Annotated in this window: 24 protein-coding genes; 12 read left to right on the top strand and 12 right to left on the bottom strand. The window is 65.5% G+C overall.

The features are described from left to right. The first annotated feature begins 42 nt into the window (after nt 1-42). Nucleotides 43-699 carry a ribosome biogenesis factor YjgA gene (gene yjgA / locus J2X67_RS19525; RefSeq protein WP_309955543.1) on the top strand — a complete coding sequence of 219 codons (657 nt, stop codon included), beginning with the start codon at nt 43-45 and terminating at the stop codon, nt 697-699. Between the two features lie 45 nt (nt 700-744). Beyond that, nucleotides 745-1,329, top strand: a complete 585-nt coding sequence (gene mog, locus J2X67_RS19520; RefSeq protein ID WP_309955539.1) for a molybdopterin adenylyltransferase — start codon at nt 745-747, stop codon at nt 1,327-1,329. On the opposite strand, the gene J2X67_RS19515 is transcribed toward mog, so the two are convergent. The 4 genes from J2X67_RS19515 to J2X67_RS19500 form a co-directional block, all read right to left on the bottom strand. After that, the gene (locus tag J2X67_RS19515) at nt 1,319-4,498 is read right to left on the bottom strand and encodes a CusA/CzcA family heavy metal efflux RND transporter (RefSeq protein WP_309955536.1); all 3,180 of its coding nucleotides are present in this window, start codon (nt 4,496-4,498) and stop codon (nt 1,319-1,321) included. The two genes, mog and J2X67_RS19515, sit on opposite strands and share 11 nt — an antisense overlap. Before the next feature lie 10 nt (nt 4,499-4,508). Further along, nucleotides 4,509-5,771, bottom strand: a complete 1,263-nt coding sequence (locus J2X67_RS19510) for an efflux RND transporter periplasmic adaptor subunit (RefSeq protein ID WP_309955533.1) — start codon at nt 5,769-5,771, stop codon at nt 4,509-4,511. 15 nt (nt 5,772-5,786) lie between these two features. Continuing rightward, the gene (locus tag J2X67_RS19505) at nt 5,787-7,121 is read right to left on the bottom strand and encodes a TolC family protein (RefSeq protein ID WP_309955531.1); all 1,335 of its coding nucleotides are present in this window, start codon (nt 7,119-7,121) and stop codon (nt 5,787-5,789) included. Nucleotides 7,122-7,215: 94 nt separating this feature from the next. Next, entirely contained in the window at nt 7,216-7,593 is a 378-nt protein-coding gene (locus J2X67_RS19500; RefSeq protein WP_309955528.1) for a hypothetical protein, read from the bottom strand. A 162-nt stretch (nt 7,594-7,755) separates the two neighbouring features. On the opposite strand from J2X67_RS19500, the gene J2X67_RS19495 reads away from it, so the two are divergent. After that, nucleotides 7,756-8,433: a winged helix-turn-helix domain-containing protein gene (locus tag J2X67_RS19495; protein WP_309955526.1), complete on the top strand. Its 678-nt coding sequence runs from the start codon at nt 7,756-7,758 to the stop codon at nt 8,431-8,433. Here J2X67_RS19495 and J2X67_RS19490 read toward each other — a convergent pair. Next, the gene (locus J2X67_RS19490) at nt 8,403-9,677 is read right to left on the bottom strand and encodes a cation:proton antiporter (protein ID WP_309955524.1); all 1,275 of its coding nucleotides are present in this window, start codon (nt 9,675-9,677) and stop codon (nt 8,403-8,405) included. The two genes, J2X67_RS19495 and J2X67_RS19490, sit on opposite strands and share 31 nt — an antisense overlap. Nucleotides 9,678-9,711: 34 nt before the next feature. Beyond that, the gene (locus tag J2X67_RS19485; RefSeq protein WP_309955521.1) at nt 9,712-10,050 is read right to left on the bottom strand and encodes a helix-turn-helix domain-containing protein; all 339 of its coding nucleotides are present in this window, start codon (nt 10,048-10,050) and stop codon (nt 9,712-9,714) included. Nucleotides 10,051-10,171: 121 nt separating this feature from the next. On the opposite strand from J2X67_RS19485, the gene J2X67_RS19480 reads away from it, so the two are divergent. Next, nucleotides 10,172-10,750 (top strand): carboxymuconolactone decarboxylase family protein, encoded by a 579-nt coding sequence (locus tag J2X67_RS19480; protein WP_309955518.1) that lies wholly within the window; start codon nt 10,172-10,174, stop codon nt 10,748-10,750. A 43-nt stretch (nt 10,751-10,793) separates the two neighbouring features. On the opposite strand, the gene J2X67_RS19475 is transcribed toward J2X67_RS19480, so the two are convergent. Further along, the gene (locus J2X67_RS19475) at nt 10,794-13,073 is read right to left on the bottom strand and encodes a heavy metal translocating P-type ATPase (RefSeq protein ID WP_309955515.1); all 2,280 of its coding nucleotides are present in this window, start codon (nt 13,071-13,073) and stop codon (nt 10,794-10,796) included. Nucleotides 13,074-13,145: 72 nt separating this feature from the next. Here J2X67_RS19475 and cadR point away from each other — a divergent pair, with 72 nt between their 5' ends. Continuing rightward, complete coding sequence (cadR, locus tag J2X67_RS19470; protein ID WP_309955512.1) at nt 13,146-13,622, top strand: Cd(II)/Pb(II)-responsive transcriptional regulator; 477 nt, start codon at nt 13,146-13,148, stop codon at nt 13,620-13,622. Between the two features lie 2 nt (nt 13,623-13,624). On the opposite strand, the gene cysE is transcribed toward cadR, so the two are convergent. Then, entirely contained in the window at nt 13,625-14,416 is a 792-nt protein-coding gene (cysE, locus tag J2X67_RS19465; protein ID WP_309955602.1) for a serine O-acetyltransferase, read from the bottom strand. A 57-nt stretch (nt 14,417-14,473) separates the two neighbouring features. Beyond that, the gene (locus J2X67_RS19460; protein ID WP_309955510.1) at nt 14,474-15,205 is read right to left on the bottom strand and encodes an RNA methyltransferase; all 732 of its coding nucleotides are present in this window, start codon (nt 15,203-15,205) and stop codon (nt 14,474-14,476) included. Between the two features lie 121 nt (nt 15,206-15,326). Between J2X67_RS19460 and J2X67_RS19455 the strand changes: the two genes are divergently transcribed. The 3 genes from J2X67_RS19455 to J2X67_RS19445 are packed head-to-tail and all read left to right on the top strand — an operon-like array spanning nt 15,327 to nt 19,716. Further along, nucleotides 15,327-16,388: an inositol monophosphatase family protein gene (locus tag J2X67_RS19455; RefSeq protein WP_309955508.1), complete on the top strand. Its 1,062-nt coding sequence runs from the start codon at nt 15,327-15,329 to the stop codon at nt 16,386-16,388. Next, the gene (locus J2X67_RS19450) at nt 16,388-18,622 is read left to right on the top strand and encodes an FUSC family membrane protein (RefSeq protein ID WP_309955505.1); all 2,235 of its coding nucleotides are present in this window, start codon (nt 16,388-16,390) and stop codon (nt 18,620-18,622) included. Before J2X67_RS19455 ends, J2X67_RS19450 begins: the two co-directional genes overlap by 1 nt. Then, the gene (locus J2X67_RS19445) at nt 18,619-19,716 is read left to right on the top strand and encodes a mechanosensitive ion channel domain-containing protein (RefSeq protein ID WP_309955502.1); all 1,098 of its coding nucleotides are present in this window, start codon (nt 18,619-18,621) and stop codon (nt 19,714-19,716) included. The genes J2X67_RS19450 and J2X67_RS19445 overlap by 4 nt, the downstream gene beginning before the upstream one ends. A 1-nt stretch (nt 19,717) precedes the next feature. Here the strand turns inward: J2X67_RS19445 and J2X67_RS19440 are convergent, their stop codons facing one another. Together J2X67_RS19440 and J2X67_RS19435 are read right to left on the bottom strand one after the other, a co-directional pair. Beyond that, complete coding sequence (locus J2X67_RS19440) at nt 19,718-20,938, bottom strand: DUF418 domain-containing protein (RefSeq protein ID WP_309955499.1); 1,221 nt, start codon at nt 20,936-20,938, stop codon at nt 19,718-19,720. Next, nucleotides 20,935-21,465, bottom strand: a complete 531-nt coding sequence (locus J2X67_RS19435) for a MarR family transcriptional regulator (RefSeq protein WP_309955496.1) — start codon at nt 21,463-21,465, stop codon at nt 20,935-20,937. The genes J2X67_RS19440 and J2X67_RS19435 overlap by 4 nt, the downstream gene beginning before the upstream one ends. Nucleotides 21,466-21,586: 121 nt before the next feature. On the opposite strand from J2X67_RS19435, the gene J2X67_RS19430 reads away from it, so the two are divergent. Genes J2X67_RS19430 through J2X67_RS19420 form a run of 3 tightly spaced genes read left to right on the top strand, consistent with a single transcriptional unit; the run spans nt 21,587 to nt 25,000 of the window. Next, nucleotides 21,587-22,582, top strand: coding sequence for a tripartite tricarboxylate transporter substrate binding protein (locus J2X67_RS19430; RefSeq protein ID WP_309955493.1), 996 nt, complete (start codon nt 21,587-21,589; stop codon nt 22,580-22,582). A gap of 36 nt (nt 22,583-22,618) precedes the next feature. Then, nucleotides 22,619-23,611, top strand: coding sequence for a Bug family tripartite tricarboxylate transporter substrate binding protein (locus J2X67_RS19425; RefSeq protein WP_409050518.1), 993 nt, complete (start codon nt 22,619-22,621; stop codon nt 23,609-23,611). A gap of 42 nt (nt 23,612-23,653) precedes the next feature. After that, nucleotides 23,654-25,000 carry a sulfatase-like hydrolase/transferase gene (locus tag J2X67_RS19420; protein ID WP_309955490.1) on the top strand — a complete coding sequence of 449 codons (1,347 nt, stop codon included), beginning with the start codon at nt 23,654-23,656 and terminating at the stop codon, nt 24,998-25,000. Nucleotides 25,001-25,257: 257 nt separating this feature from the next. Here J2X67_RS19420 and J2X67_RS19415 read toward each other — a convergent pair whose 3' ends face one another. After that, a complete protein-coding gene (locus J2X67_RS19415; RefSeq protein WP_309955487.1) occupies nt 25,258-25,932 on the bottom strand; it encodes a hypothetical protein in 675 nt (224 codons plus the stop codon). Between the two features lie 204 nt (nt 25,933-26,136). Here J2X67_RS19415 and J2X67_RS19410 point away from each other — a divergent pair, with 204 nt between their 5' ends. Beyond that, on the top strand, nt 26,137-26,409 hold the full coding sequence (locus tag J2X67_RS19410; RefSeq protein WP_309955484.1) for a helix-turn-helix transcriptional regulator: 273 nt from the start codon (nt 26,137-26,139) through the stop codon (nt 26,407-26,409). Nucleotides 26,410-26,611: the final 202 nt, after the last annotated feature.

The raw sequence follows: 26,611 nt of genomic DNA, 5'->3' as shown, positions 1-26,611 counted from the left end.
CACGCGTTGCAACGCCGCACGGGGCGGCCCAGAATCCACCCCATGTCCCGCAAACCCAAAAAAGGCTATTTTGTCCGTGGCCAGTTCGTTGCCGAAGGCAGCGAGCTCGACCTGGAGCTCAAACGCGAGCTCAAGGGCACCGACGAAGCCAGCCGCACCGACCTGAAGCGCGAGAGCGACGAACTGCAAAAGCTCGGCACCGAACTGCTCGGCCTGCGCGCCGGCCTGTTCGACGCCCTGCCGCTGGACGAAAAGCTGGTCGACGCCGTGGCCGAGGCCAAGCGCATTACCAATTTCGAGGGCAAGCGCCGCCAGATGCAGTTCATCGGCAAGCTGATGCGCAAGCTCGAACCCGAAGCGCTCGATGCCGTGAAGCAAGCCCTGGCCGAGCAGAACACCGTGCCCGCGGCCGAAGCTGCGGCCCTGCACGAGGCCGAGCGCTGGCGCGACCGGCTGATTGCAGACGACGACGCGCTGGGCGGCTGGATCGAAACCCACCCCGGCACCGATTCACAGCAGCTGCGCGCACTGGTGCGCCAGGCCCGCAAGGACCTGAAGGCCGGCCCGCCGGGCGAAGCGCCGCGCCAGGGCAAGGCGTACCGCGAAATTTTTCAGCTGGTGCGCTCGCAGTTGTCGGTGCACGGCGGCGCCGACCATGCTGCCGCTGCTGCCGCGCAAGACCGGGAAGACGACGCATGAACGACCTGTCTTTCTCCCGCCCCTCCCGGGGGAAGGAGCAACACCATGAGCACACCTGATTCCATCCGCATCGGCATCGTCTCCATCAGCGACCGTGCCTCCAGCGGCACCTATGAAGACAAGGGCCTGCCTTCGCTGAAGGAATGGCTCGGCCGTGCGCTCAAGAACCCGATCGATTTCGAAGCGCGGCTCATTCCCGACGAAGCCGCCCTCATCAGCGCCACGCTCATCGAGCTGGTGGACGCCGGCTGTTCGCTGGTGCTGACCACCGGCGGCACCGGCCCGGCGTTGCGCGACGTAACGCCCGAAGCCACCCTGGCTGTGGCCCACAAGGAAATGCCCGGCTTCGGCGAGCAGATGCGCCAGATCAGCCTGCGCTTCGTGCCCACCGCCATCCTTTCGCGCCAGGTGGCGGTCATTCGCGACAAGAGCCTGATCATCAACCTGCCCGGCCAGCCGAAATCGATTGCCGAAACGCTCGAAGGGCTGAAGGATGCCGACGGCAAGCAGGTCGTGCCGGGCATCTTCGCGGCGGTGCCCTACTGCATCGACCTGATCGGCGGGCCGTACCTCGAAACTGACGATACGGTGTGCAAGGCCTTCCGGCCCAAGTCTGCGATCAGGAACTGAGAAGCCGGGCGTCCCGCCCGCTTTCCTCGTCCCGCCGGTGCGCCCAGCGGTAGAGCAAAGGCAGCACCAGCAGCGTCAGCGCGGTAGACGACAGGATGCCGCCGATTACCACCGTCGCCAACGGCCGCTGCACCTCGGCGCCGGTGCCCGTGGCAATGGCCATCGGCACGAAACCCAGCGAAGCGACCAGGGCCGTCATCAGCACCGGCCGCAACCGCGTGAGCGCGCCTTCGCGAATTGCCGCATCGAGCGGCAACCCGCCCTCCCGCAGGTTGCGAATGAATGAAATCATCACCAGCCCGTTGAGCACCGCCACGCCCGAGAGCGCGATAAACCCGACCGCCGCCGAGATCGACAGCGGAATGTCGCGCAGCCACAGTGCCACGATGCCGCCCGTGAGCGCGAACGGAATGCCGGTGAACACCAGAAGGCCGTCTTTCAGGTTGCCGAACATCGCAAACAGCAGCGTAAACACCAGCAACAGCGACACCGGCACCACCACCTGCAGCCGCTCGGTGGCCGAGGCCAGGTTTTCGTACTGTCCGCCCCACGCGGTCCAGTAGCCCGGCGGAATGCTCACCTTGCGCATGGCTTCCTCGGCCTCGACCACGAAGGAGCCGAGGTCTCGGCCGCGCACATTGGCGCTCACCACAATGCGGCGCTTGCCGTCCTCGCGGCTCACCTGGTTCGGTCCAGGCGCAAGCTCCAGCGTGGCCACTTCGCCCAGCGGAATGAAGCTGGCGCGCTGCTGCGCCTCGGCGCCGGCGCCCCTGGGCAGTGCGATCGGCAGGCGCTTGATCGCCTCCAGGTCGGTGCGCAGGTTTTCGGGCAGGCGCACGAGAATGTCGAAGCGCCGGTCGCCCTCGAACAGCGTACCCGCGTCGCGGCCGCCCACTGCAATGGAAATCGCCTCCTGCACGTCGCCCACGTTGAGGCCGTAGCGCGCGGTCTTGTTGCGGTCGATGTTCACCGTGAGCATCGGCAGGCCGGTCGTCTGCTCGATCTTCACTTCAGCCGCGCCGGGTATCTTGCCCAGGGCTTCCGAAACCTCGGCCGCCGTCTTGTTCAGCACGTCCATGTCGTCGCCGAAGATCTTTACGGCCACGTCGCTGCGCACACCCGAGATCAGTTCGTTGAAGCGCAGCTGGATCGGCTGCGAGAACTCGTAGTTGTTGCCCGGCAGCTTTTCAACCTCTTCCTGCACTGCGGCCAGCAGCTCGGCGCGAGTGCGGCGAGATGCGCCTTGGGGCGCCGGCCACTCGCTCTCGGGCTTGAGCATGACGTACCCGTCGGAGATGTTCGGCGGCATCGGGTCCGATGCGATCTCGGCCGTACCGGTGCGCGCAAATACGCGCTCTATCTCTGGAAACTTCTCCTTCAGCGTGCGTTCGATCTGCTTTTGCAACTCGACCGACTGCGTGAGGCTGGTGCCCGGAATACGCAGCGCCTGCACCGCAAAGTCGCCCTCGCCCAGGCTAGGCACAAACTCCGTGCCCAGGCGCGTGGCCAGCAGGCCCGAAAGCACCACTGCGACACACGCCATGGTGATGACCAGCGGCTTGGCAGACATCACGCGTGCAAGCAGCGGCTCGTAGCCCCGCCTGGCCCATGCCATCAGCCGGTTTTCTTTTTCGTTCACCCTGCTGCCGATGAAGAGCGCCACGGCTGCAGGAATGAAGGTGATCGACAGGATCATCGCGCCCAGCAGCGCAATCACCACGGTGAAAGCCATCGGGTGGAACAGCTTGCCCTCTACGCCGGTGAGCGCAAAGATCGGCAGGTACACGATCATGATGATCAACTGGCCGAACAGCAGCGGGCGCCTGGCCTCCTGCGAGGCTGCAAACACCTCGTGGAAGCGTTCGCTCCGCGTGAGCGGCCGCCCAAGCTTCGCCTGCGCATGGGCGAGGCGCCTCACGCAGTTTTCCACGATCACCACGGCCCCGTCGATGATGATGCCGAAGTCCAGCGCGCCCAGGCTCATGAGATTGGCGCTGATCTTCTGGTTCACCATGCCGGTGAAGGTGAACAGCATCGACAGCGGAATGACGAGCGCTGTGATCAGCGCCGCGCGGATGTTGCCAAGAAACAGGAACAGCACCGCAATGACCAGCACCGCGCCTTCGAAGAGATTCTTCTTTACCGTGGCAATGGCCTTGTCGACCAGCACGGTGCGGTCGTAAACCGTCACGGCCTTTACGCCGGCGGGAAGCGTGCGGTTGATCTCCTGCATCTTTTTATCGACTGCTTGCGACACCGTGCGGCTGTTCTCGCCGATCAGCATGAACACGGTGCCAAGCACCACCTCGCGCCCGTTGTCGGTGGCCGCGCCGGTGCGCAGCTCCTGGCCAATGCCCACCCCGGCCACGTCGCGCACCCGCAGCGGAATGCCGTTGGCGTTGCCAAGAATGACGTTGCCGATGTCTTCAGCCGACTTAACCTGCCCCGGTGCGCGAATGAGGTACTGCTCGCCGCGCTTCTCGATGTAGCCCGCGCCCACGTTGGCGTTGTTGCGCTCCAGCGCGGTAACCAGCTCAGCCATGGTGAGGCCGTGCGCCAGCAGCTTGGCAGGATCGGGCGCCACCTGAAACTCCTTGGCGTAGCCGCCGATGGAGTTGATCTCGGTCACGCCCTTCACGTTGCGCAGCTGCGGCTTGATGATCCAGTCCTGTATCTCGCGCAGGTCGGTCGGCGTGTAGGGCGTGCCGTCCGCCTTCTTCGCGCCCTCGTCCGCTTCCACTGTCCAGAGGTAGATTTCGCCAAGGCCCGTCGATATCGGTCCGATCACCGGCGCAATGCCGGGGGGAATGCTCTCCCGCGCCGACTGGATGCGCTCGTTCACCAGCTGCCGCGCAAAGTAGATGTCGGTGCCGTCCTCGAAGATCACCGTCACCTGCGAAAGCCCGTAGCGCGAAAGCGAGCGCGTCTGCTGCAGGCCCGGCAGGCCAGCCATCACTGTCTCGATGGGGTAGGTCACGCGCTGCTCCGCCTCCAGCGGCGAATAGCCCGGCGCGGCCGTGTTGATCTGCACCTGCACGTTGGTGATGTCGGGCACGGCGTCGATAGGCAGCTTCTGGTAGCTGAAGATGCCAAGTGCGGCCATGCCGAGCACGGCCAGCAACACCAGCCAGCGCTGTTCGATGGAAAACCGGATGACTCGTTCGAACATGCGGCGTTCCTCAGTGGGTGTGCGTGGCAGAGCTCTTGCCCTGCTGCGACTTGACGACGAAGCTGCCGCTTGCCGCATATGCGGTGCCGGGCTTCAGGCCGTTCAAGATCTCGATGCGCTGGCCGTCGCTTCGGCCGGTTTGCACGTGCTGCGGCACAAAGCCGCCGGGCACGCGCAGGAACACGGTCGGTTTGTCTTCCACCGTTTGCACGGCTTCGGCCGACACGGTGACCGGCGCTTCCGCTTCGGACGAAACCAGCTCCACATTCACGAACAGCCCCGGCCGCCACACGCGCTGCGGGTTGGCCAGCGTGACGCGGGCCGTGGCAGTGCGCGTTTGCGCGCCAAGCAGCGAGCCCACATACGACACCGTGCCGGCGGCAGCCTGCTCGAAAGCGCTGGAGCGGATGGTCGCCGGCGCGCCGATGCGCACCAGGTTCAGGTGGTTGGCGGCCACGCTGATCTCGGCCCACACGGTCGCAAGATCCGAAATGGTGAAGACGTTGGCGTCTTCCTTCACCGCCTCGCCGAGCGAGATGTGCTTTTCGACCACCATGCCGTCGAAGGGTGCACGCAGCTCGTAGCGGCCGAGGGCCGACGAAGCCGGCGTGGCACCCAGCGCCAGCAGCTTCTGGCTGGCGTTGGCCACCGCAATTTGCGCCTCTTGCATTGCCTGCTCGGCCTGCAGGTAGTCTTGCTGGGCAGAAATCTTTTCTTCCCACAGCTTCTTCTCGCGCTGATAGGTAGTGCGGGCCAGTTCGAGCCGACGCTGTGCTGATTGGAGTTCACTGCGCTGCTCCGAGAGCGCAGGGCTGGAGAGCACCGCCAGCACCTGGCCGCGCTTCACTTCCTGCCCAAGGTTGGCCGATACGCTTTCGACCACGCCACCCACGCGCGGCACCACATGGGCGGTCCTGTCTTCATTGAACTTGATCTCGCCCGGCAGTTGCACCGACGACTTGATGCGCGCCGGGCCGGCGATCTCCACGGCCACGCCGGCGGCCTTGAGCTGCTCGTCGGTGAAGGCGATTTTTTCTTCGCCTTCCTTGTGCTCGCCCTTGCCTTCTTCGTGGTGCTCGTCTTTGCCTTCTTCGTGATGCTCGCCCTCGGCGTGCCCGGCCGATTCCGAATGTCCACCAGCTTCGGGCCTGCCCGGCGCGGTGCGCAAGATCAACGCGCCTGCGACCAGGCCGGCGACCAGAACCGCCGCAATGGCCATCCACTGCTTCTCGCCGACGCGCCCGGCGGGCGTGTTTCGTTCTTCCGTGTTCATGATGTGAATTCCTTGTCAGCGCGCAACGTCTGTTGCGCGCGGGGTTTCTTCGCCTTCGGTGCCCAACAGCTTGTCGAGCTCGCTGGCCGCGCGATGCGCGTCGGCCACGGCGAGCAGGTATTGGTTGCGCACCTGGAACAGCATGCGCTGCGCATCCAGCGCTTCGAGAAAGCTGAACTTGCCGAGCTCGAAGCCCTTGGTGGCGGCCTTGTAGGCTGCCTCTGCTCCGGGCAACGCATCGCGCTGCAACGTCCGGGCCGTTGCCCGCGCCGAACGCAGGCGCTCGGCCGCTTGCGCCGCATCGGCGCCCAGTTGCAGCTCGGCCGCGGCAAGGTCGTCGCGCGCCTTTTCTTCGCGGCTCAGTGCTTCGGCAACGTTGCCGCGGTTGGTGTCGAAAATCGGCAGCGGCACCGACACTCCCACCACCACCTGGTTGCGGCCGCTGGTGTTGCCCATGCCCTCGTCTGCGGGCACACGCTTTGCACCCAGCGACACGGTGACGTCGGGCACGCGCCGCGCCTGCTCCAGTTGCGAAAGCGCCTGTCGCCGCTCGACTTCGAGCCGCGCCTGGCGCAGCACGGGTGCAGCGGCAAGCCGCTTCTCCACATCCTGGGCCGGCTCAACCTGCGGTAGCCGATCGACCGCACCCTCCGCCTGCGTGAAGCGCGGAACCGGGTTGCCCCACAACGCGGTGAGCTGGCGGCGGACCGAGCGCAATGCGCCCTCGGCCTGCTGCAGTTCGACCTGGATGCCGGCTTCTGCCACGCGCGAACGTGTCTCTTCGAGCGGCGCCACCTTGCCGGCGGCCACGCGGTTGGCAGCCGCCCGGGTCGCCGTCTGCGCAAGGGCCACAGAGTCCTGTGCCAGGCGCAGGCGTTCCTGCGCAACCAGCACTTCGAAGAACAGGGTGATCGCCGATGCACGCAGTTCGGCCCGCCGCGCGAGCAGCGCCGATGCGGCCTGGTCGCGTGCCCGTTCAGCCGCCGTTACCCGCGCTGCACGCTTGCCGCCCAGTTCGATGGGCTGGCTCAGCAGCAGCGTGGTGGTGCGATTGTCCCGGCGCAGGTCTTCCACCTGCGCCTCGAGCACGGGGTTGGGCCAGGCGCCGGCCTGCAACACGGCCGCATCGGCGGCCTCATGCTCGCGCGAGGCTGACGAAAGCCCGGGGTTGAAGTGCTGTGCGAGTGCAAGAGCACTGCGCAGGTCCAGCGGGCCCGCGGGCTCCACCGTTCGAGCTGCGGCCTGTGGCAGCAGCAGCGGCTGAGAAGGTTTGGAACCGGCGTCGGTTTGTGAAAATGCCGGGGGCGCCGCCAAGGCCAAAACGGCCAGCGGCACGAAGAGCGTGCGCATCGAATTCTCCTGGGTTGCAAGACAACGGGCGGGGAATTCGGCGAGAGCTCAGCTGATGCGGTGTATCAGGGGTGCAGGTTGTTCTCTCGCCGAATCAGACAGCGAGAGGTCTTGCAGGGCGCACAGGCACTTCAGAAATATGCGAGACAAAGTGCTCCGTTTGCACGACGCGCAATGTCCGCGCAAACGCAGGCAGGCCTTGCCCCTGCTCTGGCGCAGAAGGCAGGTGCTGCGCATGGCCCAGGTGGCAGGCCGCGCAATCTCCAAGCACGGCGTTCGGTTGCGTGGCCGGGCTCTTCTGCGTGTCGTCGGCACGTGCGCTGCCATGGCTGCTGGCGTCCGGCTCGTGCTCGTGATGGCCCCAATGACGGGGCTGCGCGTCGCGTTCGTGCTGGCAATATGCCGCCGATGCCGCCCAGCTGAACTGGAACGGAAGCAGGAACAGCAGGAAGATCTGGAGCCAGCGGCGCATCGTCTCAAAAGTATATCGGCGACGTGTGGCACGCCTCCTGCATTGCCCCTTCGGGTTGCAGGCCCGTGGCGCAATGCACCACACAGGGCAGGCGCCTTGTCCTTCATTCAGACCGCAAGATCGCACCCGTTCGACCGCCCACCCCCTCGCTAACATCCGCCGATGCGAATTCTGGTCATTGAAGGTGAGCCCCAGTTGGGAGACCAACTCAAGAAGGGCCTGGAAGAGAACGGGTACACAGTCGACGTTGCGCGCGACGGCGCCAAGGGCCGCAACCTTTCCGCGGAGCACACCTACGGCTTGATCCTTCTGGACGCCGTGCTGCCCGGCGCCGACGGCTTTGCCGTGCTGCGAGCCATTCGGCGTACCAGCACGGTGCCCGTGCTGGTGCTCACTGTGCGCGACAGGGTCGAAGACCGTGTGAACGGCCTGCGCCAGGGTGCCGACGAATACCTGGTCAAGCCCTTCACGTTGCCCGAGTTGCTTGCACGCGTGCGTGCCCTTCTTCAACGCGGCAAGCCGAACGAGCCCACCATATACAGGCTGGCCGACCTGGAGCTCGACCTCGCAAGCCGCAAGTGCGTTCGCAACCACCAGCGCATCGATCTCACGGCAAAGGAATTCACGCTGCTGGCCGTGCTGCTGCGCCGCAGCGGTCAGATCGTGACGCGCAGCACCCTTGCCGAAGAGGTGTGGGACACCACCCTGGACAGCGACACCAACGCGGTCGAAGTAGCCATTCGCAGGCTTCGCAGCAAGATCGACGACCCCTTCGAGCTGAAGCTGCTGCACACGGTGCGAGGCAGCGGCTACGTGCTGGAAGACCGTTCCTGGCCCTGAGCGCCCGGCTGGCCGGCGGCGGGCATTTTGGCGCGACCCATCACCAGGTTGATCAGCGGCCCCGTCATTGCGGTGGTTACCAGCGCCATTACCAGCAGCATGGTGAAGAGCTCGGGGCCGATCAGGCCGGCGTCCAGGCCGATCTTCATCACGATGAGTTCCATCAGCCCGCGTGCATTCATGAGTGAACCGGTTGCCAGGCTGTCGCGCCAGCCGTAGCCCGCCAAGCGCGCGCCGATTGCGCCGCCGGCCAGCTTGCCGACGGTGGCCACGCCGACGATCAACAGCATCGCGCCCACGCTGGCCCCGGTAAAGGCATTGGCAGTGGTACCCAGCCCCGCCAGCGCAAAGAACAGCGGCATCAGCACCACGATGGAAATCGGCTCGATGCGCTCGGTGAGGGAGTTCAGCAACCGGTCGTCGCGCGGCAGGCATGCGCCGAACAGGAAGGCGCCGAACACGGCGTGCAGGTGCAGCCATTCGGTGGCCAGTGCGCACACCAGAAGGCCAATCATCAGCGAGGCCATCATGGTGGTCGAGGGCTCGCCGTTGGGCGCGCGCGTGCGCAGCAGCCATGCAAAGGCCGGCTTCATTCCAAAGAACAGCACAGCCAGCAGCACGACCATGCCTGCGGTGGTCTTCAGCAGGCCTGCGTAGCCCTCACCCGCGCCGGCAAGCGCCACCACCAGTGCCAGCAAGACCCACGCGAACACATCGACCACGGCCGCCGCGCTCAGCGAAAGCTGGCCGAACGGCGTGCGCGTAAGGCCGCGGTCTTTCAGGATGCGCGCCATCACAGGAAAGGCGGTGATCGAAAGTGCCGCGGCCATGAAGAGCGCAAAGGGCCAGAAGCCCACGCCTGCGGGCGCCAGCGCCGGATGCAATGCCGGAGAGATTGCAAGGCCGAGCACCATTGGCACGGCCACGCTGAGTGCACCCACGTAGCCGGCCGCCTTCAATTGCGCACGCACGCCCTGGCTTGCGCGCAGTTCGAGCCCCACCACGAACATGAAGAGCACCAGGCCCACTGTCGAAAGCGACGAGAGTCCTTCGAGGTGGCTCCTGGAGAAAAGCTGTGCATGCAACGAAGGAAACAGCGCCCCCATGACCACCGGCCCAAGCATGAGGCCGGCCGCCATTTCGCCGACCACGCTCGGCTGGCCCACGTGGCGGAGCACCCAGCCGCAAATGCGCGCGGTGCTCAGGATGACGATCAGTTGCAGCAGGAGAGAGGTGGCGGACATGGGCCGGAACGCGGGTGAAGGGGAGCACGCGATCTTAGTTTTGTTCGGGCGCTTCGAACCAACGGTCGGCCCATTGATTGAGCGGCTTGAGCCGCTTGACGAGTTCGCCGCCCGACTCGGTAAGCAAGTAGCCCGCATCGGCCAGCGCGACGATACCGCCCGCGCGCAACTCCTTCAGCCGGTCGTTCAGTACCGAGGGCGACATGTCCCCGGTGCTCACGCGCAATGCCCGGAAGCTCTGCGGCAGGCCATCGCGCAGCTCCCACAAGATGCGCAGCGTGCCCTTGCGGCCCAGCTGCTCCAGCAGCCGCATCACTGGGCGGCGCGATGCAGCAGGGGCCGTTGGTTCTTGCGAGGAGTCGGGTTTGCTCATGGGTGGAGTTTCAAAAAATCAGGTCGCTGGCTCTATTGCGCTACGCATTCCGTAGCGATAGACTACAAAACTCGCTACGCTTTTCGTAGCGTTTTATCGGCATTCTACGAAGGAATCGACCATGGCCACCGCCGCGCAGCCAGACACCCGCGCTCCCCGCATCCGACCGCTCGAAGCGCCTTACCCCGAACCGGTTGCCGACCTGCTGGCGCGAATGAACCCGCCCGGAAGACCAGAAGTTCTAGCGCTGTTCCGTGTGCTGGCCATCAACCCCGAACTGGCGGAGCGCACGCTGGGCCTCGGCCGCTATCTGCTTGGCCGCAAAGCGGCAATCGACCTGCACGACCGCGAAGTGGTGATCACGCGCGCGTGTGCACGCTGCGGCGCAGAGTACGAATGGGGTGTGCACATCGCGGCTTTTGCCGATGCCGCAGGCTTCAGCGCCACCGACCGGCGCGTGATGGCATCGGCCACCGAAGATCTGGAACTGCTCGCGCCCCGCGACCGCCTGCTGGTTCAGCTGGTCGATCAGTTGCACGACACCAGCCATGTGGACGACGCGCTCTGGGAGTCACTTGGCGCCCACTGGAGCCCACCGCAACTCATCGAACTGATGATGCTCGCGGGCTGGTACCACGCCGTGAGTTATGTGTGCAACGCGACCCGCCTGCCGCTTGAAAAATGGGCCGCACGCTGGTGAGGCCAGGGCTTCGGCCGCCTGACTCTGGCCGCCTCTGACTGCCTCAGCCGCCGTCGCTCGCCTTTGGCATGCGCATCAGCCGCAACCCGTTGGCCACCACCAGCAGGCTCGCGCCCATGTCGGCAAACACCGCCATCCACATGGTTGCGCTGCCGAACACCGCAAGCACGAAGAACACACCCTTGATGCCCAGCGCCAGCGTGATGTTCTGCCACAGCACCGAGTGCGCCCTGCGCGAGAGGCGAATGGTTTCGGGCAGGCGGCGCAGGTCGTCGTTCATGATGACCACGTCTGCCGCTTCCATGGCGGTGTCGGTGCCCGCGCCGCCCATTGCAAAGCCGATGTTCGCCTGCGCGAGAGCGGGTGCATCGTTGATGCCGTCGCCCACCATGCCGGCCATGCCGTGGCGCTCCTGCAGCGCCTTGACGGCCTCGAGCTTTTCTTCGGGCAACAGGTTGCCACGCACGTCTTCGATGCCCGCATGCGCGCCGATGGCCCTGGCCGTGGCGGCGTTGTCGCCGGTCAGCATCACCGGCGTAACGCCGAGCGCACGCAGTTCCGCCATTGCAGCCTGCGAAGACGGCTTGATGGTGTCGGCCACTGCAAACAACGCGAGTACCTCATCGCCAGAAGCCAGAAGCGTGACTGTGCGCCCTGCTTCTTCATGGCGCTTCAGTTCGGCTTCGAGCGCCGGGCTGCACAGCCCCCGCTCCTCTATCAGCCGATGGTTGCCAAGCACGTAGCCTCGGCCCTCGTGCGTGGCCTGCACGCCGCGCCCGGGCAGGGCCGTGAAATCGCCAACCTCCTGCGGTTCGAGCTTGAGGCCTTCGGCAATGGTCTTGGACACTGGGTGGTCGGAGCGACCCGCGATGCTTGCCGCAACCGCAAAGACCGCATCCTTGTCGGCCGCGGCTCCAAGCAGGGCCGATTCGACAAGCCGCGGCTTGCCTTCGGTGATGGTGCCCGTCTTGTCGAGCGCCACGGCCTTGAGCTTGCGCGCCTCTTCGAGGTAGGTGCCGCCCTTGATCAGGATGCCGCGGCGCGCGGCCGAGGCCAGTGCGCTCACCACCGTCACGGGCGTCGAGATGACGAGTGCGCAAGGGCACGCAATGACCAGCAGCACCAGTGCCTTGTAGATGGCCTGCATCCAGCCCCAGCCCATGAGCCAGGGCGTGAGCACCGCAACAGCAATGGCCAGCGCGAAGACCGCAGGCGTGTAGACCGCCGCAAACTTGTCGACGAAGCGCTGCGTGGGCGCGCGCGAACCTTGCGCCTCTTCAACCGCATGAATGATGCGGGCCAGCGTGGTGTTGGCCGCCACAGCCGTCACCCTAAATTCGAGCGCAGCCGTCTGGTTGATGGTGCCCGCGAACACCGTGTCACCGACCGACTTGTCGACCGGAATGCTCTCGCCTGTGACGGGCGCCTGGTCGATGGCGCTCGTGCCTTCGGTAACGACGCCGTCCAGCGGCACGCGCTCGCCGGGGCGAATGCGAACGGTGGCCCCCAGCGCCACGGAGTCGGCCTTTGCCGTCTTCCAGCTGCCGTCCGGCTGCCTGACCTCAGCTTGCTCGGGAGCCAGTGCGAGCAGGCCCTGGATGGCGTTGCGCGCGCGGTCGACGGCGCGGGCCTCGATCATTTCGGCAATGGCATAGAGCGCCATCACCATCGCGGCCTCGGGCCATTGGCCGATCAAAAAGGCGCCGGTCACGGCCACGGCCATCAGCGCATTGATGTTGAGCCGCCCGCGCACCAGTGCGGCAAAGCCCTTCTTGTAGGTGTCGAGACCGGCCAGGCCGATGGCACCCAGCGCGAGGGCCATTTCCACCGCGGTGAATGCGGCGCCCTCCGGTGCGAGAAAGGAAATGGTCTCGGCCGCGATGGCCAGCACCAGCGCGGCAACCAGCCGCAAGAGCTCGGGCGTCATGAGGCCGGTGGCGCGCCCTGCGCCAATGGCAGCAGGCTGCCCGCCCGCCGCCTCGTTCAACGGCTCGGGCTTGAACCCCGCCTTGCGAATGGCTGCCAGCGCGTCGGGCAACGCGGCCTCATCGGCCGTGATGGCCATGGTGCGTTCGCCAAGCCGAAAGTGCAGGCCGCTGATGCCGTGAACGGGCTCGAGCGCGCGACGGATTTCCGACTCTTCCACGGCGCAATCCATCGTGGGAATGCGAAAGAGCAATGCGCCCTTCGGAACATCGGCGGTGTCGACAGCGGCCATGGGGGCAGCAGTTGCCGATCCGCAGGCGGAGTTGCCGCAGCAGGCCGTTTCGGCGGGGGCATGGGCGTGCGGCGCCAGGGGTTTCAGGGCATTCTGGTTCGTCATGAATGCAATTGGAAACCCTGAAGCAGGTGTAGAGTCAAACGACAAATTCCTTCACTTCATTCTTGCCGCATCATGAAAATCGGAGAACTGGCCAAGGTCGCGAACACGCCGGTGGAAACCATTCGGTACTACGAGCGCGAGCAACTGCTGCCCGAGCCCGCGCGCACCGAAGGCAACTACCGCATCTACGACGACGAGCATGCGCAGCGCCTCGGCTTTATTCGCCGCTGCCGTTCGCTGGACATGACGCTCGACGAAATCCGAAGCCTGCTGAGGTTTCGCGATGCGCCGGAAGAAGACTGCGGCCAGGTCAACCAGTTGCTGGACGACCATATCGGCCACGTGGCCGCCCGCATTTCTGAACTCAAGCTGCTCGAGAAGCAGTTGAAGGCGCTGCGCCAGCAATGCTGCGGGGCCGAGTCGGCGCAGAACTGCGGCATCCTGCAAGAGCTGGACACCGCCTCGACCGCGGCGGAGCCCTTTGGGCAGCACGCGGGGCATGTGCATGGCTCGCTGCACAACACGCCCACCACGAAGCGGTGGGGCTGACGCTACTTGCCGATCAACTGGGTCAGCTTCTCGGCCTCAAAGCTCTCGTCGAGCGCCGCATCGCACGGAACGCAGTCCTTGGTACCGGGATGCGCAGACAGCTTTTCGATGGCCTGCCACAGCAGCGCGATCTGGTGCTCCTGCCCCGCGGCGTTGTCGATCAGCCCGCGCATGGCCTGGCTCAGGGGGTCGTCGTCCTGCGTGATGCCGTAGGCAGAAAACTTTTGCGGCGCGGCCACATCGGCGCTCTCACCGGCCTTCGACGGAATGATGCGTGCCGGAATGCCCACCGCCGTTGCGCCCGCAGGCACCGGCTTGATGACCACCGCGTTGCTGCCGATCTTGGCGCCGTCTCCAACGACAAACCCGCCCAGCACCTTGGCTCCCGCGCTCACCACCACGTTGCGGCCCAGCGTCGGGTGGCGCTTGGTGCCCTTGTACAGCGAGGTGCCGCCCAGCGTCACGCCCTGGTAGATGGTGCAGCCGTCGCCGATTTCGGCGGTTTCGCCCACCACCACGCCCATGGCATGGTCGAAGAACACCCGCTCACCGATCTTGGCGGCCGGGTGAATCTCGATGCCCGTGAGCCAGCGCGCCATGTGCGCGATAAAGCGGGCCGGCCACTTGAAACCGTGCGTCCAACAAGCGTGCGCCCAGCGATGCAGCACCACGGCATGAAAGCCGGGGTAGACCGTGATCACTTCCCAGGCGCTGCGCGCGGCCGGGTCGCGTTCGAGGATGCACCGGATGTCGGCGCGCACACGAGAGAACATCGCTGCCTTTGTTGTCGTTATATCGATAGGGGCCGCGCAGTCTAAAGCCGGCCGTCTTCGCGCACGCGCGATGGGGTTTTAGCCCTTGCGCGGGCCGTTGGCCGCGTCGGCCATGGCCTTGGCGATGCCGCGCAGGATGTGGATCTCTTCGGGCGTGGGCTGGGCACGGTTGAAAAGCTGCTGCAGCCGGGGCATGAGCTTCTTGGGCGCCTCGGGGTCCAGAAAGCCGATGTCCACCAGCGAACGCTCCCAGTGGTCGAGCATGCCTGCCACCGCCTTTGCATCGGCCGCCTGCACCGGCGCCGTGGCGTCGCGCACCGCGTAGCCGCCCAGCGCAAGGCGCCATTCGTAGGCAATCACCTGGATGGCCGCGCCCAGGTTGAGAGAGCCGAACTTGGGGTCGGTCGGAATGCTCAGCGCCACGTTGCAGCGGTAGACGTCTTCATTGCGCATGCCGAAACGCTCGGAGCCGAAGAGAAAGGCCACATGCTGGTCGCCCTGCCGTGCCAGCGGCTCCAGGTGCTCCCGGGGGGTGCGCGTGGGCGGGCCAAAGTCGCGCGGCACCATGGCGGTGGCGCACAGGTGGGTTACGCCGTCGAGCGCCTCGTCCAGCGTTTCGACGATGCGGGCGTTGTTCAGCACGTCGAGCGCGCCGCTTGCGCGCTGTATGGTTTCTTCACGCCGCAGCACGTTGGCCCACCGGGGCGTTACCAGCACCAGGTCGTCGAAACCCATGGTCTTCATGGCGCGGGCGGCGGCGCCCACATTGCCTGCGTGGCTGGTCTGGATCAGGATAAAACGGGTGCGCATGGAGGGTTTGGAGGCACGAAACGGGCAGAGCCGGTAAAATGACCGATTCTCGCCGCCCGCATCGCCGGGCCGCAGGGTCGCCTACAGGGGACCTCCTCCACCGTTCTTCTCACAATCCAGAATGTCGTCCCCCAACCTGCATCCCATGCTCAATGTGGCCGTCAAGGCCGCACGCGCCGCCGGCGCCATCATCAACCGCGCCGCCCTCGACGTCGAGGCAGTGCGCATTTCGCAAAAGCAGGTCAACGACTTCGTCACCGAAGTCGATCACGCCAGCGAGCAAGCCATTATTGAAACGCTGCTTGGCGCATACCCGGGGCACGGCATCCTGGCCGAAGAATCGGGCACCGAGCACGGTGCAAAAGATTCCGACTACGTCTGGATCATCGATCCGCTCGACGGCACCACCAACTTCATCCACGGCTTTCCGGTCTACTGCGTTTCCATTGCGCTGTCGGTGCGCGGCAAGATCGAACAGGCGGTCATCTACGACCCGAGCCGCAACGACCTGTTTACCGCCACCAAGGGCCGCGGCGCCTACATGAACGAACGCCGCATTCGCGTTTCGAAGCGCACCAAGCTCAGCGAATGCCTGGTTTCGACCGGCTTTCCGTTTCGCACGGGCGACAACTTCAAGCAGTACCTGGCCATCATGGCCGACATGATGCCCCGCATGGCGGGCCTGCGCCGCCCTGGCGCGGCCGCACTCGACCTGGCCTACGTGGCAGCCGGCTTTACCGAGGCCTTCTTCGAAACCGGCCTCAACCCCTGGGACGTGGCCGCGGGTTCGCTGCTGGTGACCGAGGCCGGCGGCCTGATCGGCAACTTCACGGGCGAGCCCGACTTCCTGGAACAGCGTGAATGCCTGGCCGGTGCGCCGCGCATCTATGGCCAGCTGGTGCCGCTGCTTGCCAAGTACTCCAAGTTTGCCGGCATCGACGACAAGATGCGCGCCAGCGACCGCGTGCGCGCCGTGTCGGCCGCAGCGCGGCCCAATGCCGACGAATCGGTCGACCTGTATGCGCGCAGCACGGTGCCCGACCTGCCCGCCGCATCGCTCGACGGCGAAGCGCCCGCTCCTGCAGCCGCGCCTGCAGCGCCGGTGTCGCGCAAGCTCACGCGCATTCGCCGCGACGCGCCTGCCGACGGCAGCCCTTCCGAAGGCGACGCTTCCGGCAAGTGATGCAGGGGCCCGCTGCTGCCCTCAGGTTTCGTGCGGCGCTGCGTGTTGCGCTGAGCCAATATGTCGCCAACGGCTTCAGCGTTGCGCTCGGCCTGCTGGTCATCTCGGCGGGCGCGCATTTTTGGCTGGGCACCATAGCGGCCTCGGCAGCCGCGGTGGGCGTGATCGTCACGGCCCCGCCCGACCTGCCCGGCCCGCGCCGCGGCAAGTTCTTTCAAATGCTGCCGGCCCCGCTCATCGGCCTGCCGCTCTTCTTTCTGGTGCAGCTGCTGCACACAGCGCCCATTCGCCTTGGCCTGGTGCTGGTGCCGGCCACCTTCATCGCCTTTCTGGCCATGGCGTGGGGCAAGCGCGGCATTCCCATTGCCATTGCGGTGATGTTCTCGATGATTTTCTCGATGGCCACGCCCGCGCCGAGCGGCATGGCCGAGGCATTGCAGCGCACCTGGCACTTCGGTCTGGGCGCGGGTCTCTACGTGATCTGGGCCACGCTGGCCAACCATGCGCTCAACGCCCGCTATCGCGTGCAGTCGGTGTCGGACGTGCTGTATTCGCTGGCTGCGCTGATGCGCACCGAGGCCACCCAGTTCACGCCGCGCGACGACACCAGCGACATTCGCGAAACCCCCGCACCCTTGCTTGGCCGGTTGCTGCGCGAACAGGCCGCGCTGGCCGACCAGTTGCAGGCCACGCGCGACATCGTGCTTGAGTCGCCGCGCACGCCGCGCCGGCAGCGGCTGGCCGCCATGCTGGTGATCGTGCTCGAAATGCGCGACCAGCTGCTTGCGAGCGAGCTCGACCTGGACGCTCTCAAGAGCCACCCCGCGCATGCGGAGGCGCTCATTGAAATGCGCCGCGTGCTCGAAGAGCTGGCCGACGAAACCACCGCCCTGGCCGATTCGCTGCTGATGGCCCGCACACCCGAGCCGGTGGCCGACCGCCGGCCTCGCCTTGCATCGATTCGCCTTCCTGCCGAAGAGCACCTGGCAAGCCACGGCATGCCCGGCCCCAACGCAGCCATGCTCGCACGCGGCCTTGCAAGCCGCATCGGCCACATCAACGACGAGGTGCTGCGCCTTTCGGCCATGGCACGCGGCGACGCGGAGCCCAACCTGGCCGTGGTGCGCGCCAACTGGCAGATGTTCGTGAGCCCGACCGATTGGTCGCTGCGGCCCTTTCTTACGCTGTGGAGTTGGGACGCACCGCCGCTGCGGCATGCCATTCGGGCAGCGCTTGCCATTGCAACGGGCTATGCCATTGCGGTGTCGCTACCCTGGGGCTCGCACGACTACTGGATCTTGCTGACCATTGTGGTGGTGCTGCGCGGCAGCCTTTCGCAAACGCTGGAGCGGCGCAACAGCCGCGTGGCCGGCACGCTGCTCGGCTGCGTACTGGCGGTGGGGCTGCTCTCGGCGCATCCGTCGCCGCTGCTGCTGCTGGCCGTGGTTACCGTGTCGCAGGCCATTGCGCACAGCTTTGCGGTGCGGCGCTACCTCATCACTGCAGTGGCCGCCACGGTGCTCGGCCTGCTGCAGGCGCACATGCTCAACACGGGCGCCGCGCCCATCTTTGCGCTGTTCGAGCGCATTGCCGACACGCTCATTGGCGCCGCGGTGGCCTGGGGCTTTTGCTATGTGCTGCCCTCATGGGAGCGGGGGCAGATTCCGGCGCTGGTGGCGCGCACGCTCACCGCGCAGGCGCGCCATGCACGCCTGGCATTGGGCCTTGGCCAATTGCAAGCGGTCGACAGCAGCCCCGAGCTCGAATGGCGGCTTGCGCGCCGCGAGGCCTACGACAGCCTTTCGGCGCTGGTGCAGGCCACGCAGCGTTCGCTTTCAGAGCCGCGCGCGGTGCAGCCGCCGCTCGAGCCGCTGGAGCACCTGCAGGCACACAGCTACCAGTTGCTGGCACAGCTGAGCGCCGTAAAATCGATGCTCGTGCTGCGGCGCGACCGGCTCACCCCAGGCGAAATCGAAGGCCCGCTCGCGCGCACCGCACAGCGCATCGAGACAGCCATCGGCAGCGCACCCACCACCGGTCCCTCGTTGCCCGAAAGCCCCGGCTCCACCACCGTGGGCGGCCCGATTCCCCTGCCAGACCCCTTCGACAACGACATCAGCCCCTGGCTGCTGCGCCGTCTCGACCTGGCTACGGCCCTCGCTACGCAGCTGCGCGACGACGCGGCGCGAATTCTTCAACCCCTGGAGACACAAGCCACGAACACCGCCCAATGACCCAAGAGATGCTTGCCCACCCCTGGTTCGGCACCTGGCTCGCAGCCCTTGTTGCCGTTCCGCTCGCACTGCTTGCCCACCGCATCGGCGGCCTTGTGCTGATGCGAATCACCCGCCCGGCGCCTGCGCTGCATTCAATGGTGATCAACTGCAGGCCGGTGGCCCGGGTGGTGCTGCCTCTTGTGGCACTGCTGCTGGTGTTTCAGGCCGCGCCGAGCGATCTTCGGTTCATAAGCAACGTACGGCACTTGAACGGCCTGCTGCTGATTGCAGCCACCACGTGGCTCGCGGTCAAGGCCATCAGCGGCTTTGCCGACGGCGTACTGGCGCAGCACCCGTACGACGTGGCAGACAACCTGCAGGCGCGGCGGGTGCTCACGCAAACCCGCGTGCTCGCGCGCACGGCCATGACCATGGTGCTGGTGGCCGGCGGCGCGATGATGCTCATGACCTTTCCCGATGCGCGGCAAGTGGGCGCCAGCCTGCTGGCATCGGCGGGGGTGATCGGCATTGTGGCCGGCCTGGCGGCCAAGCCGGTGTTCAGCAACCTGATTGCCGGGCTGCAGATTGCGCTGGCCCAGCCCATACGCATCGACGACGTGCTGGTGGTCGAGGGCGAATGGGGCCGGGTCGAAGAAATTACCGGCACCTTTGTGGTGGTGAAGATCTGGGACGACCGGCGCCTGATCTTGCCGCTGAGTTACTTCATAGAAAAGCCGTTCCAGAACTGGACGCGCAGCTCGTCGCAGCTGCTGGGTGCGGTTTTTTTCTACGCAGACTACGGCATGCCGCTGCCGCCGCTGCGCGAAGAGGTCGAGCGCATCGTCAAGTCGGCGCCCGAGTGGGACGGCCGGTTTTTCAACCTTCAGGTAACCGACACCACCGAGCGCACCATGCAGATTCGCGTGCTTTGCACCGCCGGCAATTCAAGCCTTGCCTTCGACCTGCGCTGCAAGGTGCGTGAAGGGCTCATCGATTTCATGCAGCGCGAATACCCGCAGTTCTTGCCCCGCATGCGCATCGAAAGCGACGGCAGGCAAGACAGGCAACACCAGCAAGAAACGCAACTTCACGCGGTGCCGTCTCCACGCTGACTCAGGGTGCGGGCACGGCCCGGGTGCGACGGCGCAGCAGCGGCGGCAGCTGCAGGTTGGTAAAGGCCCGCAGCAGCCACTCCGCCGGGCCGTACGTAAAGTGGTGCATCCACCACCGGCTCAGCACCAGGTTGCCCGCAAAGATGGCCAGTGCAATTACAAAGCTGGCCAGCGGCCCGACGGTTCCGATCCATCGCAGCCCGTACGCCAGAAAAATCCACGCGCAGGCCAGCGACTGCAGCAGGTAGTTCGACAGCGCCATGCGGCCTGCCGGCGCAAGCCAGTGCGCCAGCACGCGGCCAGGCCCGGTCTGAAACACCAGCAGCATGCCGGCGGCGTAGGCCGCGGTAAGGAACGGCGCCGTCAGCAGCGTGACCGCAAGGCCCATGAGCTCGCGCACAGCGTCGTCGAGCCGCAGGGCCGGAAGACCGTAGGCCAGCGCGCCCGGCAAGCCGATGGCCAAGCCCCACACCACCACCTTGCGCAGCAGCTTGCCGTGCCCCTCTACATGCGCAAGCAGCCCGCGCCGCCCCGCAACGAACCCTGCAAAGAACATGGCCAGCGCCGCGGGGGCCTGCACCAGCCCGGTGACCCACCACACCTGCGAAAGGTCACGCAGATGCTGCATCACCACCAGGGCGGGCGTTGCGCGGTAGGCGGCCAGCGCGGCCTCCGCCTCGGCGTATGCCGCCTGGGTTGCCATTTGCATGTCCATCTGCGAATACATGTGGCCGACGCCGGCCCACACCAGCGAAACAGCCAGCACCAGCGCCATGGCCGCGCATGCCATGAACACGTCTCCACGCCGCCTCAGCAAGAGCAGCACGGCGCCCAGCACCGCATACGTGGTGAGAATGTCGCCGTAGTAAAGCACCACGGCATGCAGCACGCCGATGACCCACAGCCCCACGAGCCGCCGCACCATGCGCGGCGCAAAGGGCTTGCCATCTCGTTCTGCCGCACGCATTTGCAGCGTGAAGCTGTAGCCGAACAGGAACGAGAACAGCAGGTAGAACTTGGTCTCGAACAGAAAGGCCCGCACGAACGAGGCGCTGCGGTCGGCCAGAGAAACGGCCATTGGATCGGGAACGCCCAGGCCGTAGTACGTTGATGCAAAGCTTGCAATGTTGACCACCAGGATGCCCAGCAGCGCAAAGCCGCGCAGCGCATCGACCATTTGCTGCCGCTCGTTCGGCGTGGTTTCTCCAGCGGCTGAGGTCATTCGGGCTTGCGGGGTTTCTGGGGTGAAGCGGCGCTACCTGCGCCGCGGCGGCCGCGGTCTGCCTTGGGCAGCACCGCTTCTTCGACCATGCGCTCGGCCCGCGTGTGCAGGCGGCGCAGGCACTCATCGAACCGCGCCGCATCGTCTTCGTCCAATGCGCCCATCAGTTCGCCGTTGATTTGCGTGACCAGCGGAAAAAGCTCTTCATACAGCGCCTGTCCGCTTTCGGTAAGGGCCAGCCGCACCTGCCGCCGGTCGCCGGGCCGCACCACGCGAGACACAAACTGCTTGGCAACCAGCGAACCCACCGACTTGGACGTGCGGGCCCGGTCGAGCTGCGCATGCTCGGCCAACTCGGACGAGCTCAGCTCGCCGCGGCTTGCCAGCACCGCCACCAGCCGCCATTCGCGCCGGGTAATGCCAAAGCGCCCCTCGCACAGCCGGATGACCATGCTGCCCGCCACCGACAGCAGGCGCGACAGCCGGTACAGCAGCAAATCGTCCAGCGGGCGGCGCGGCGCGGTCATTGGGGGTTAGTCCGGGGGATGGTTGATTAGATCAATCGAATGTAGCGTCTCTAAAGTCGTTCGCAGCAGCCGCGGCACCTGGCCCAAGCGGCGCCACCGAACGAGAACCGGAGACATCGACATGCCCTGCCCTGATTTCGACCGCCGCCAAATCGTTGCCGCCCTGGGCGGCCTTGCGCTGGCCCCGCTTGCACCATTGGCAGCCAATGCACAGGCGTTTACGCCCGGCCAGCCCATCAAGGTGCTGATTGGCGTGCCCGCCGGCGGCACGCAAGACGTGCTGACCCGCGCCATTGCAGAGCAGGTGCGCGACACGCTCGGCCCGCTCATCGTGGACAACCGCTCGGGCGCGGCGGGCCGCATTGCCGTGGAAGCGGTAAAAACCGCGCCGCCCGATGGCCGCACCCTGCTGCTGGGCACCGCCAGCATGATGACCATGTTTCCAAGCGCCTACCGGCAGCTTTCGTACGACCCGATCAAAGACTTTGTGCCCATCGTCAACGCGGCGCGCTTCGAGCTGGCGCTGGTCGTGCACAAGGACGTGCCCGCCAACACGCTGGCCGAGTTCATCGCCTGGGCCAAGGCGCAGGGCGACAAGCTGAGCTTTGCCTCTTACGGCGCCGGAACGCCTTCGCACTTCTTGGGCGAAATGCTCAACCGCGCAGCCGGGCTAAAGATGGTTCATGTGCCCTACCGCGGTTCTACCCCTGCGCGGCAAGACGTGATGGGCGGCTCGGTGCCCGTTTACTTCGACACCGTTGGCGGCGCCCAGCAGATGGTGCCTTCGGGCCGAGTGAAGGTGCTGGCCACCAGCGGCGAAAAGCGTTCTCCGCTGATGCCCAACCTGCCCTGCTTTGTGGAGAGCGGCTACAAGGATGTGGTGGCCACTGCCTGGTTTGCCTACTACGCGCCCCTTAAAACGCCGCAGCCCATCGTCGACAAGCTGCGCGCCGAAATCACCCGCGCCATCAACACGCGCGAAGTGCGCCAGCAGCTGCTGCAGAACGGCATGTACCCCGTGGCCGACAACAGCGACGCGCTACTGAAGACCATGCGCGAAGACACGGCACGCTGGGCAGGCATCATGAAGGCCGTGAATTTTCAGGCCAACGACTGAACAAACAACTGAATGACTGAACGAGGAGGAACCCACATGCTCAACAACACCCCCATTACCCGTCGCCTTGCCGCGCTGCTTGCCACAGCCGGCTTCATGGCCTCCATGGCTGCCGTGTCCACCCAGGCAAGCGCCCAGACGCTCGACAGCCCGCTGCGCATCGTGGTCGGCTACGCGCCAGGCGGTGCCACCGACCGCGTGGCGCGCATCGTCGGCGACAAGCTGGCAACCCGCCTGGGCGTGCCGGTGGTTGTCGACAACAAACCCGGCGCCGGCGGCCGCCTTGCAGCCCAGCAGGTCAAGAACACCCCCGCCAACCAGAACGTGCTGATGCTTGCCAACCCCGCCGTGATGGTGGTGGCGCCGCTCGTCTTCAAGGACAACAACTACGACCCCGACCGCGACTTTGTGCCCGTGTCGCACGTCAACGCCTATGACTTTGCGCTCTCTGTTTCGCCCCACCTGCCAGTGCGCGAACTGAACCATTTGCTCGCCTGGATGCGCGCCAACCCCAACCAGGCCAACGTGGGCGTGCCCGCCACCGGCAGCCTGCCGCACTTCTTCGGCCTGATGGTGGGCGAAAAGGCCAAGGTGCAAACGCAGATCATCGGCTACCGTGGCTCGGCCCCGCTGCTGAACGACCTCATCGGCGGCCAGGTGCCGATTTCGGTCGACACCGAAGACGTGGTGCTGCCGCAGCACAACGCGGGCAAACTGCGCATCCTCGCGCTTTCCGGCAACAAGCGCTCGCCCTTTGCGCCCGACATTCCCACCTTCAAGGAAGCCGGCCTCGATTTGGCCGCCACCGGCTGGAACACCTTCTTTGCGCCCGCCACCATGCCCAAGGACAAGGTCGAACGCCTGTCCAACATGATCCGCGAAGTGATGCAAGACCCGGACACCCAGCGCAAGTTCAAGGACTCGGGCATGACCCCCGTGGTGAGCACCCAGGCGCAAACCGCCGCCATGCTCAAGGCCTACAAGGCGCAGTGGGCGCCCGTCGTTCAAAAGTCTGGCTACCAGCCCTGACCAACCGCCTCGCTTCGGACAGACCGACAGACAGACAAGCACATGAAAAGACCCAACATCATCTTCATAGTGGCCGACGACCTCGGCTATGCCGACCTTGGCTGCTACGGCGGCCGCGACGCCGCATTCGGCCCCGTGTCGCCCGTGCTCGACGGCCTGGCCGCCAACGGCTTGAAGCTCACCCAGGGCTATTCGAACTCGCCCGTGTGCTCGCCCACCCGCTTTGCCATGATTACCGCGCGCTACCAATACCGCCTGCGCGGCGCGGCCGAAGAGCCGATCAGGAGCAGCAGCCGCGGTAGCACCACCCTCGGCCTGCCCACCGACCACCCCACCCTGCCGTCATTGCTGAAAGCCGGCGGCTACCAGACCGCCCTCATCGGCAAATGGCACCTCGGCTACCCGCCCCACTTTGGCCCGCTGCGATCGGGGTACGACGAATTCTTCGGCCCCATGTCGGGCGGCGTCGACTACTTTACGCACTGCGACTCCACCGGCCAGCACGACCTGTGGTTTGGCGAAGAAGACAGGAAAGAAGACGGCTACCTGACCGACATTCTTTCGAAACGCGCAGTCGACTACGTCGAACGCATGGCCGCCAAGCAGAAGCAACAGCAAAAAGAAGAACAAGAACAAGCCCCTTTCTTCTTGAGCCTGCACTACACCGCCCCCCACTGGCCGTGGGAAACCCGCGACGACGCAGACAAAGCGCCCACCGTCAAAGACAACCTCTTCGACCTGGCCGGCGGCAACATTCACGTGTACCGCCGGATGATCCATCACATGGACGAAGGCATCGGCTGGATCATGGCCGCGCTGCAAAAGCACGGCATGGCCGACGACACCCTGGTGGTGTTTACCAGCGACAACGGCGGCGAACGTTTTTCAGACAACTGGCCCCTGGTCGGCGGCAAGATGGACCTGACCGAAGGCGGCATTCGCGTGCCATGGATCGCGCACTGGCCCGCCGTGATTGCCAAGGGCGGCGAGAGCAAGCAGCTGTGCATGACCATGGACTGGTCAGCCACCATGCTCGACGCGGCCGGCGTGAAGTGCGAGGCGGCCTACCCGCTCGATGGCGTGTCGCTGATGCCTGTGCTGCGCGATGCCAAACACACCTTCCGTCGTCCGCTGCATTGGCGTATGAACCATCGCGGGCAGGAAGCCATGCGCGACGGGGACTGGAAGTACCTGAAGGTGGACGGGAACGAGTACCTGTTCAACATTCCGGCAGATGAGCGCGAGCGCGCGAACCTGGGGAAGAAGGAGCCGGAGAGGCTGGCTGCGATGCGCGAGGACTGGGCGGCGTGGAATGCGACGATGCCTGGGATTCCGGAGGATGCGACTGTTAGTTTGGGGTATTCGGTTAGGGATATGCCGCAGAGGTAGGGCGAAGGGCACCGGTCGGTGGCTGCTTAAGACTGCTTGCTGACGTTCGGTACGGCCTAGCTCGTCATGCTGTGCCAGTTTGACAGCAGGGTGGACATAGCTGGCGTCCTAGTAGATCTCGGTGGGAGCGGCGCCGCGCCTGAGGCGCTTTAGGCGCTGGTTGACGAGGCGCGGGAGGCCTGCTTTCGATGGAGGGGGTCGCCTGCGGGAGCGACTGGGGTATAGCGCCCTGCGAGCGGCGCTGCACTGCTGCCAACTTACCGGTTCGGGTTTCGATCATCCTGCGCGCGAATCCGCCGGCCGCCGGCCACGCCAGCTTGGTGGACGATGGCCAACTCGCAATGCCGCCAGAAACCCACGCCCTCCAGCTCGCTGGGAATATCGCTCTGTGCAAGCCGGTAGAACCCGAGCACCACCCCCTGCGCAAATGCGGCGATCAGTGGCTCCGCGTCCTCGGCACCCGTCATGCTGCGGCGGATCAGTTTGCCGCCTATCGCCATCAACTTGAGCGTGCGGCTAGAGGCGGTTGCGGTGCTTTCCTTGGGGACTCGCAAAGACCAGAGCCCGCAGCCGAGCGTCCACATAGATTGACGGGGAGCCTCTTCGCACCGCGTCTTTTCTACGCCGAGCTGTCTCGTGCGAACTTCACTGGAGCCACGATGGTCATGGCCAGAGAAGTACACCGCGAACTCGTCGGCAATCTTTGCCACGGCGCGCTCGCCACACGCGATCTTCCCCGTGGCCGATAGGCCTGAGACATGTGCGACAAGAAAGCCCAACTCATCGAGTGACAACCTGCGGCAGGAAGCTATGCAGTGGTCATGCCAGTCCGTTAACTCGGCCAAGGCTTTGCAGGCCATGAAGGCCCTGTTCAAGGGCTCGTCTAGACAAAGGCAGGCGAGCCGCTCGGGCTTGCCTTCACTCCGCTCCATGGCAACGTCTCTCCGCTCGAGCCGCGCTCGAGAAAACTTTCCGCACTTCATCTCCGTTCCCCTGCCTCTTATTGGTATCGCGTCGGTCGGTCGCCGCCGAGCAGGGCAGATCGTAGCTCAGAAAGATACTTTTAGACCGCGGTTTTAAAGACCGTCACCTTATGAACCGTGGAGTTTTGGACCTTCTGGAACGAGCATTGAGAGATGGCGCGAGTACCACCCCCACCAGAAGAAAGACACCCCGCGCTGGTGGCTTTTGGCCAAGCCGTGCGAAACCGTCGTAAGGCGATGAATTTTTCACAAGAGTCGTTCGCCGACGAGTGCGGAATCGACCGGAGCTACATGGGTGGCGTGGAACGCGGCGAACGCAACCTGGCCATAGTGAACATGATGAAAATCATCGACGCCCTAGGCGTGCAGCCCTCGGAATTTTTCAAGGCGCTGGATAAACCCACCAAGAAAAACAAGTCTGCGTAGCGAGTGACGGTTGGATTGCTCCAACTGGCTGATTGGGGGATTAGTCTTGGAGGGGGATCACGGCCACGCATGCGCCTCGACCACGCTCCTCCATTGAATATCCGTGAAGGCTGCTGTGCAGCGGAAGCGGACTATCGCCGCTCAAGGCTAGACTTCCGCCTTCGGCCACGACCAGACTTTCAAATGGCAACTTCCAAGCGAG

Source organism: Variovorax sp. 3319 (assembly GCF_031456585.1).
GTDB classification, from domain to species: Bacteria; Pseudomonadota; Gammaproteobacteria; order Burkholderiales; family Burkholderiaceae_C; genus Variovorax; species Variovorax paradoxus_P.
The sequence above is the reverse complement of the archived record's forward strand: the minus strand, read 5'-3'. Positions and strand labels throughout refer to the sequence as shown.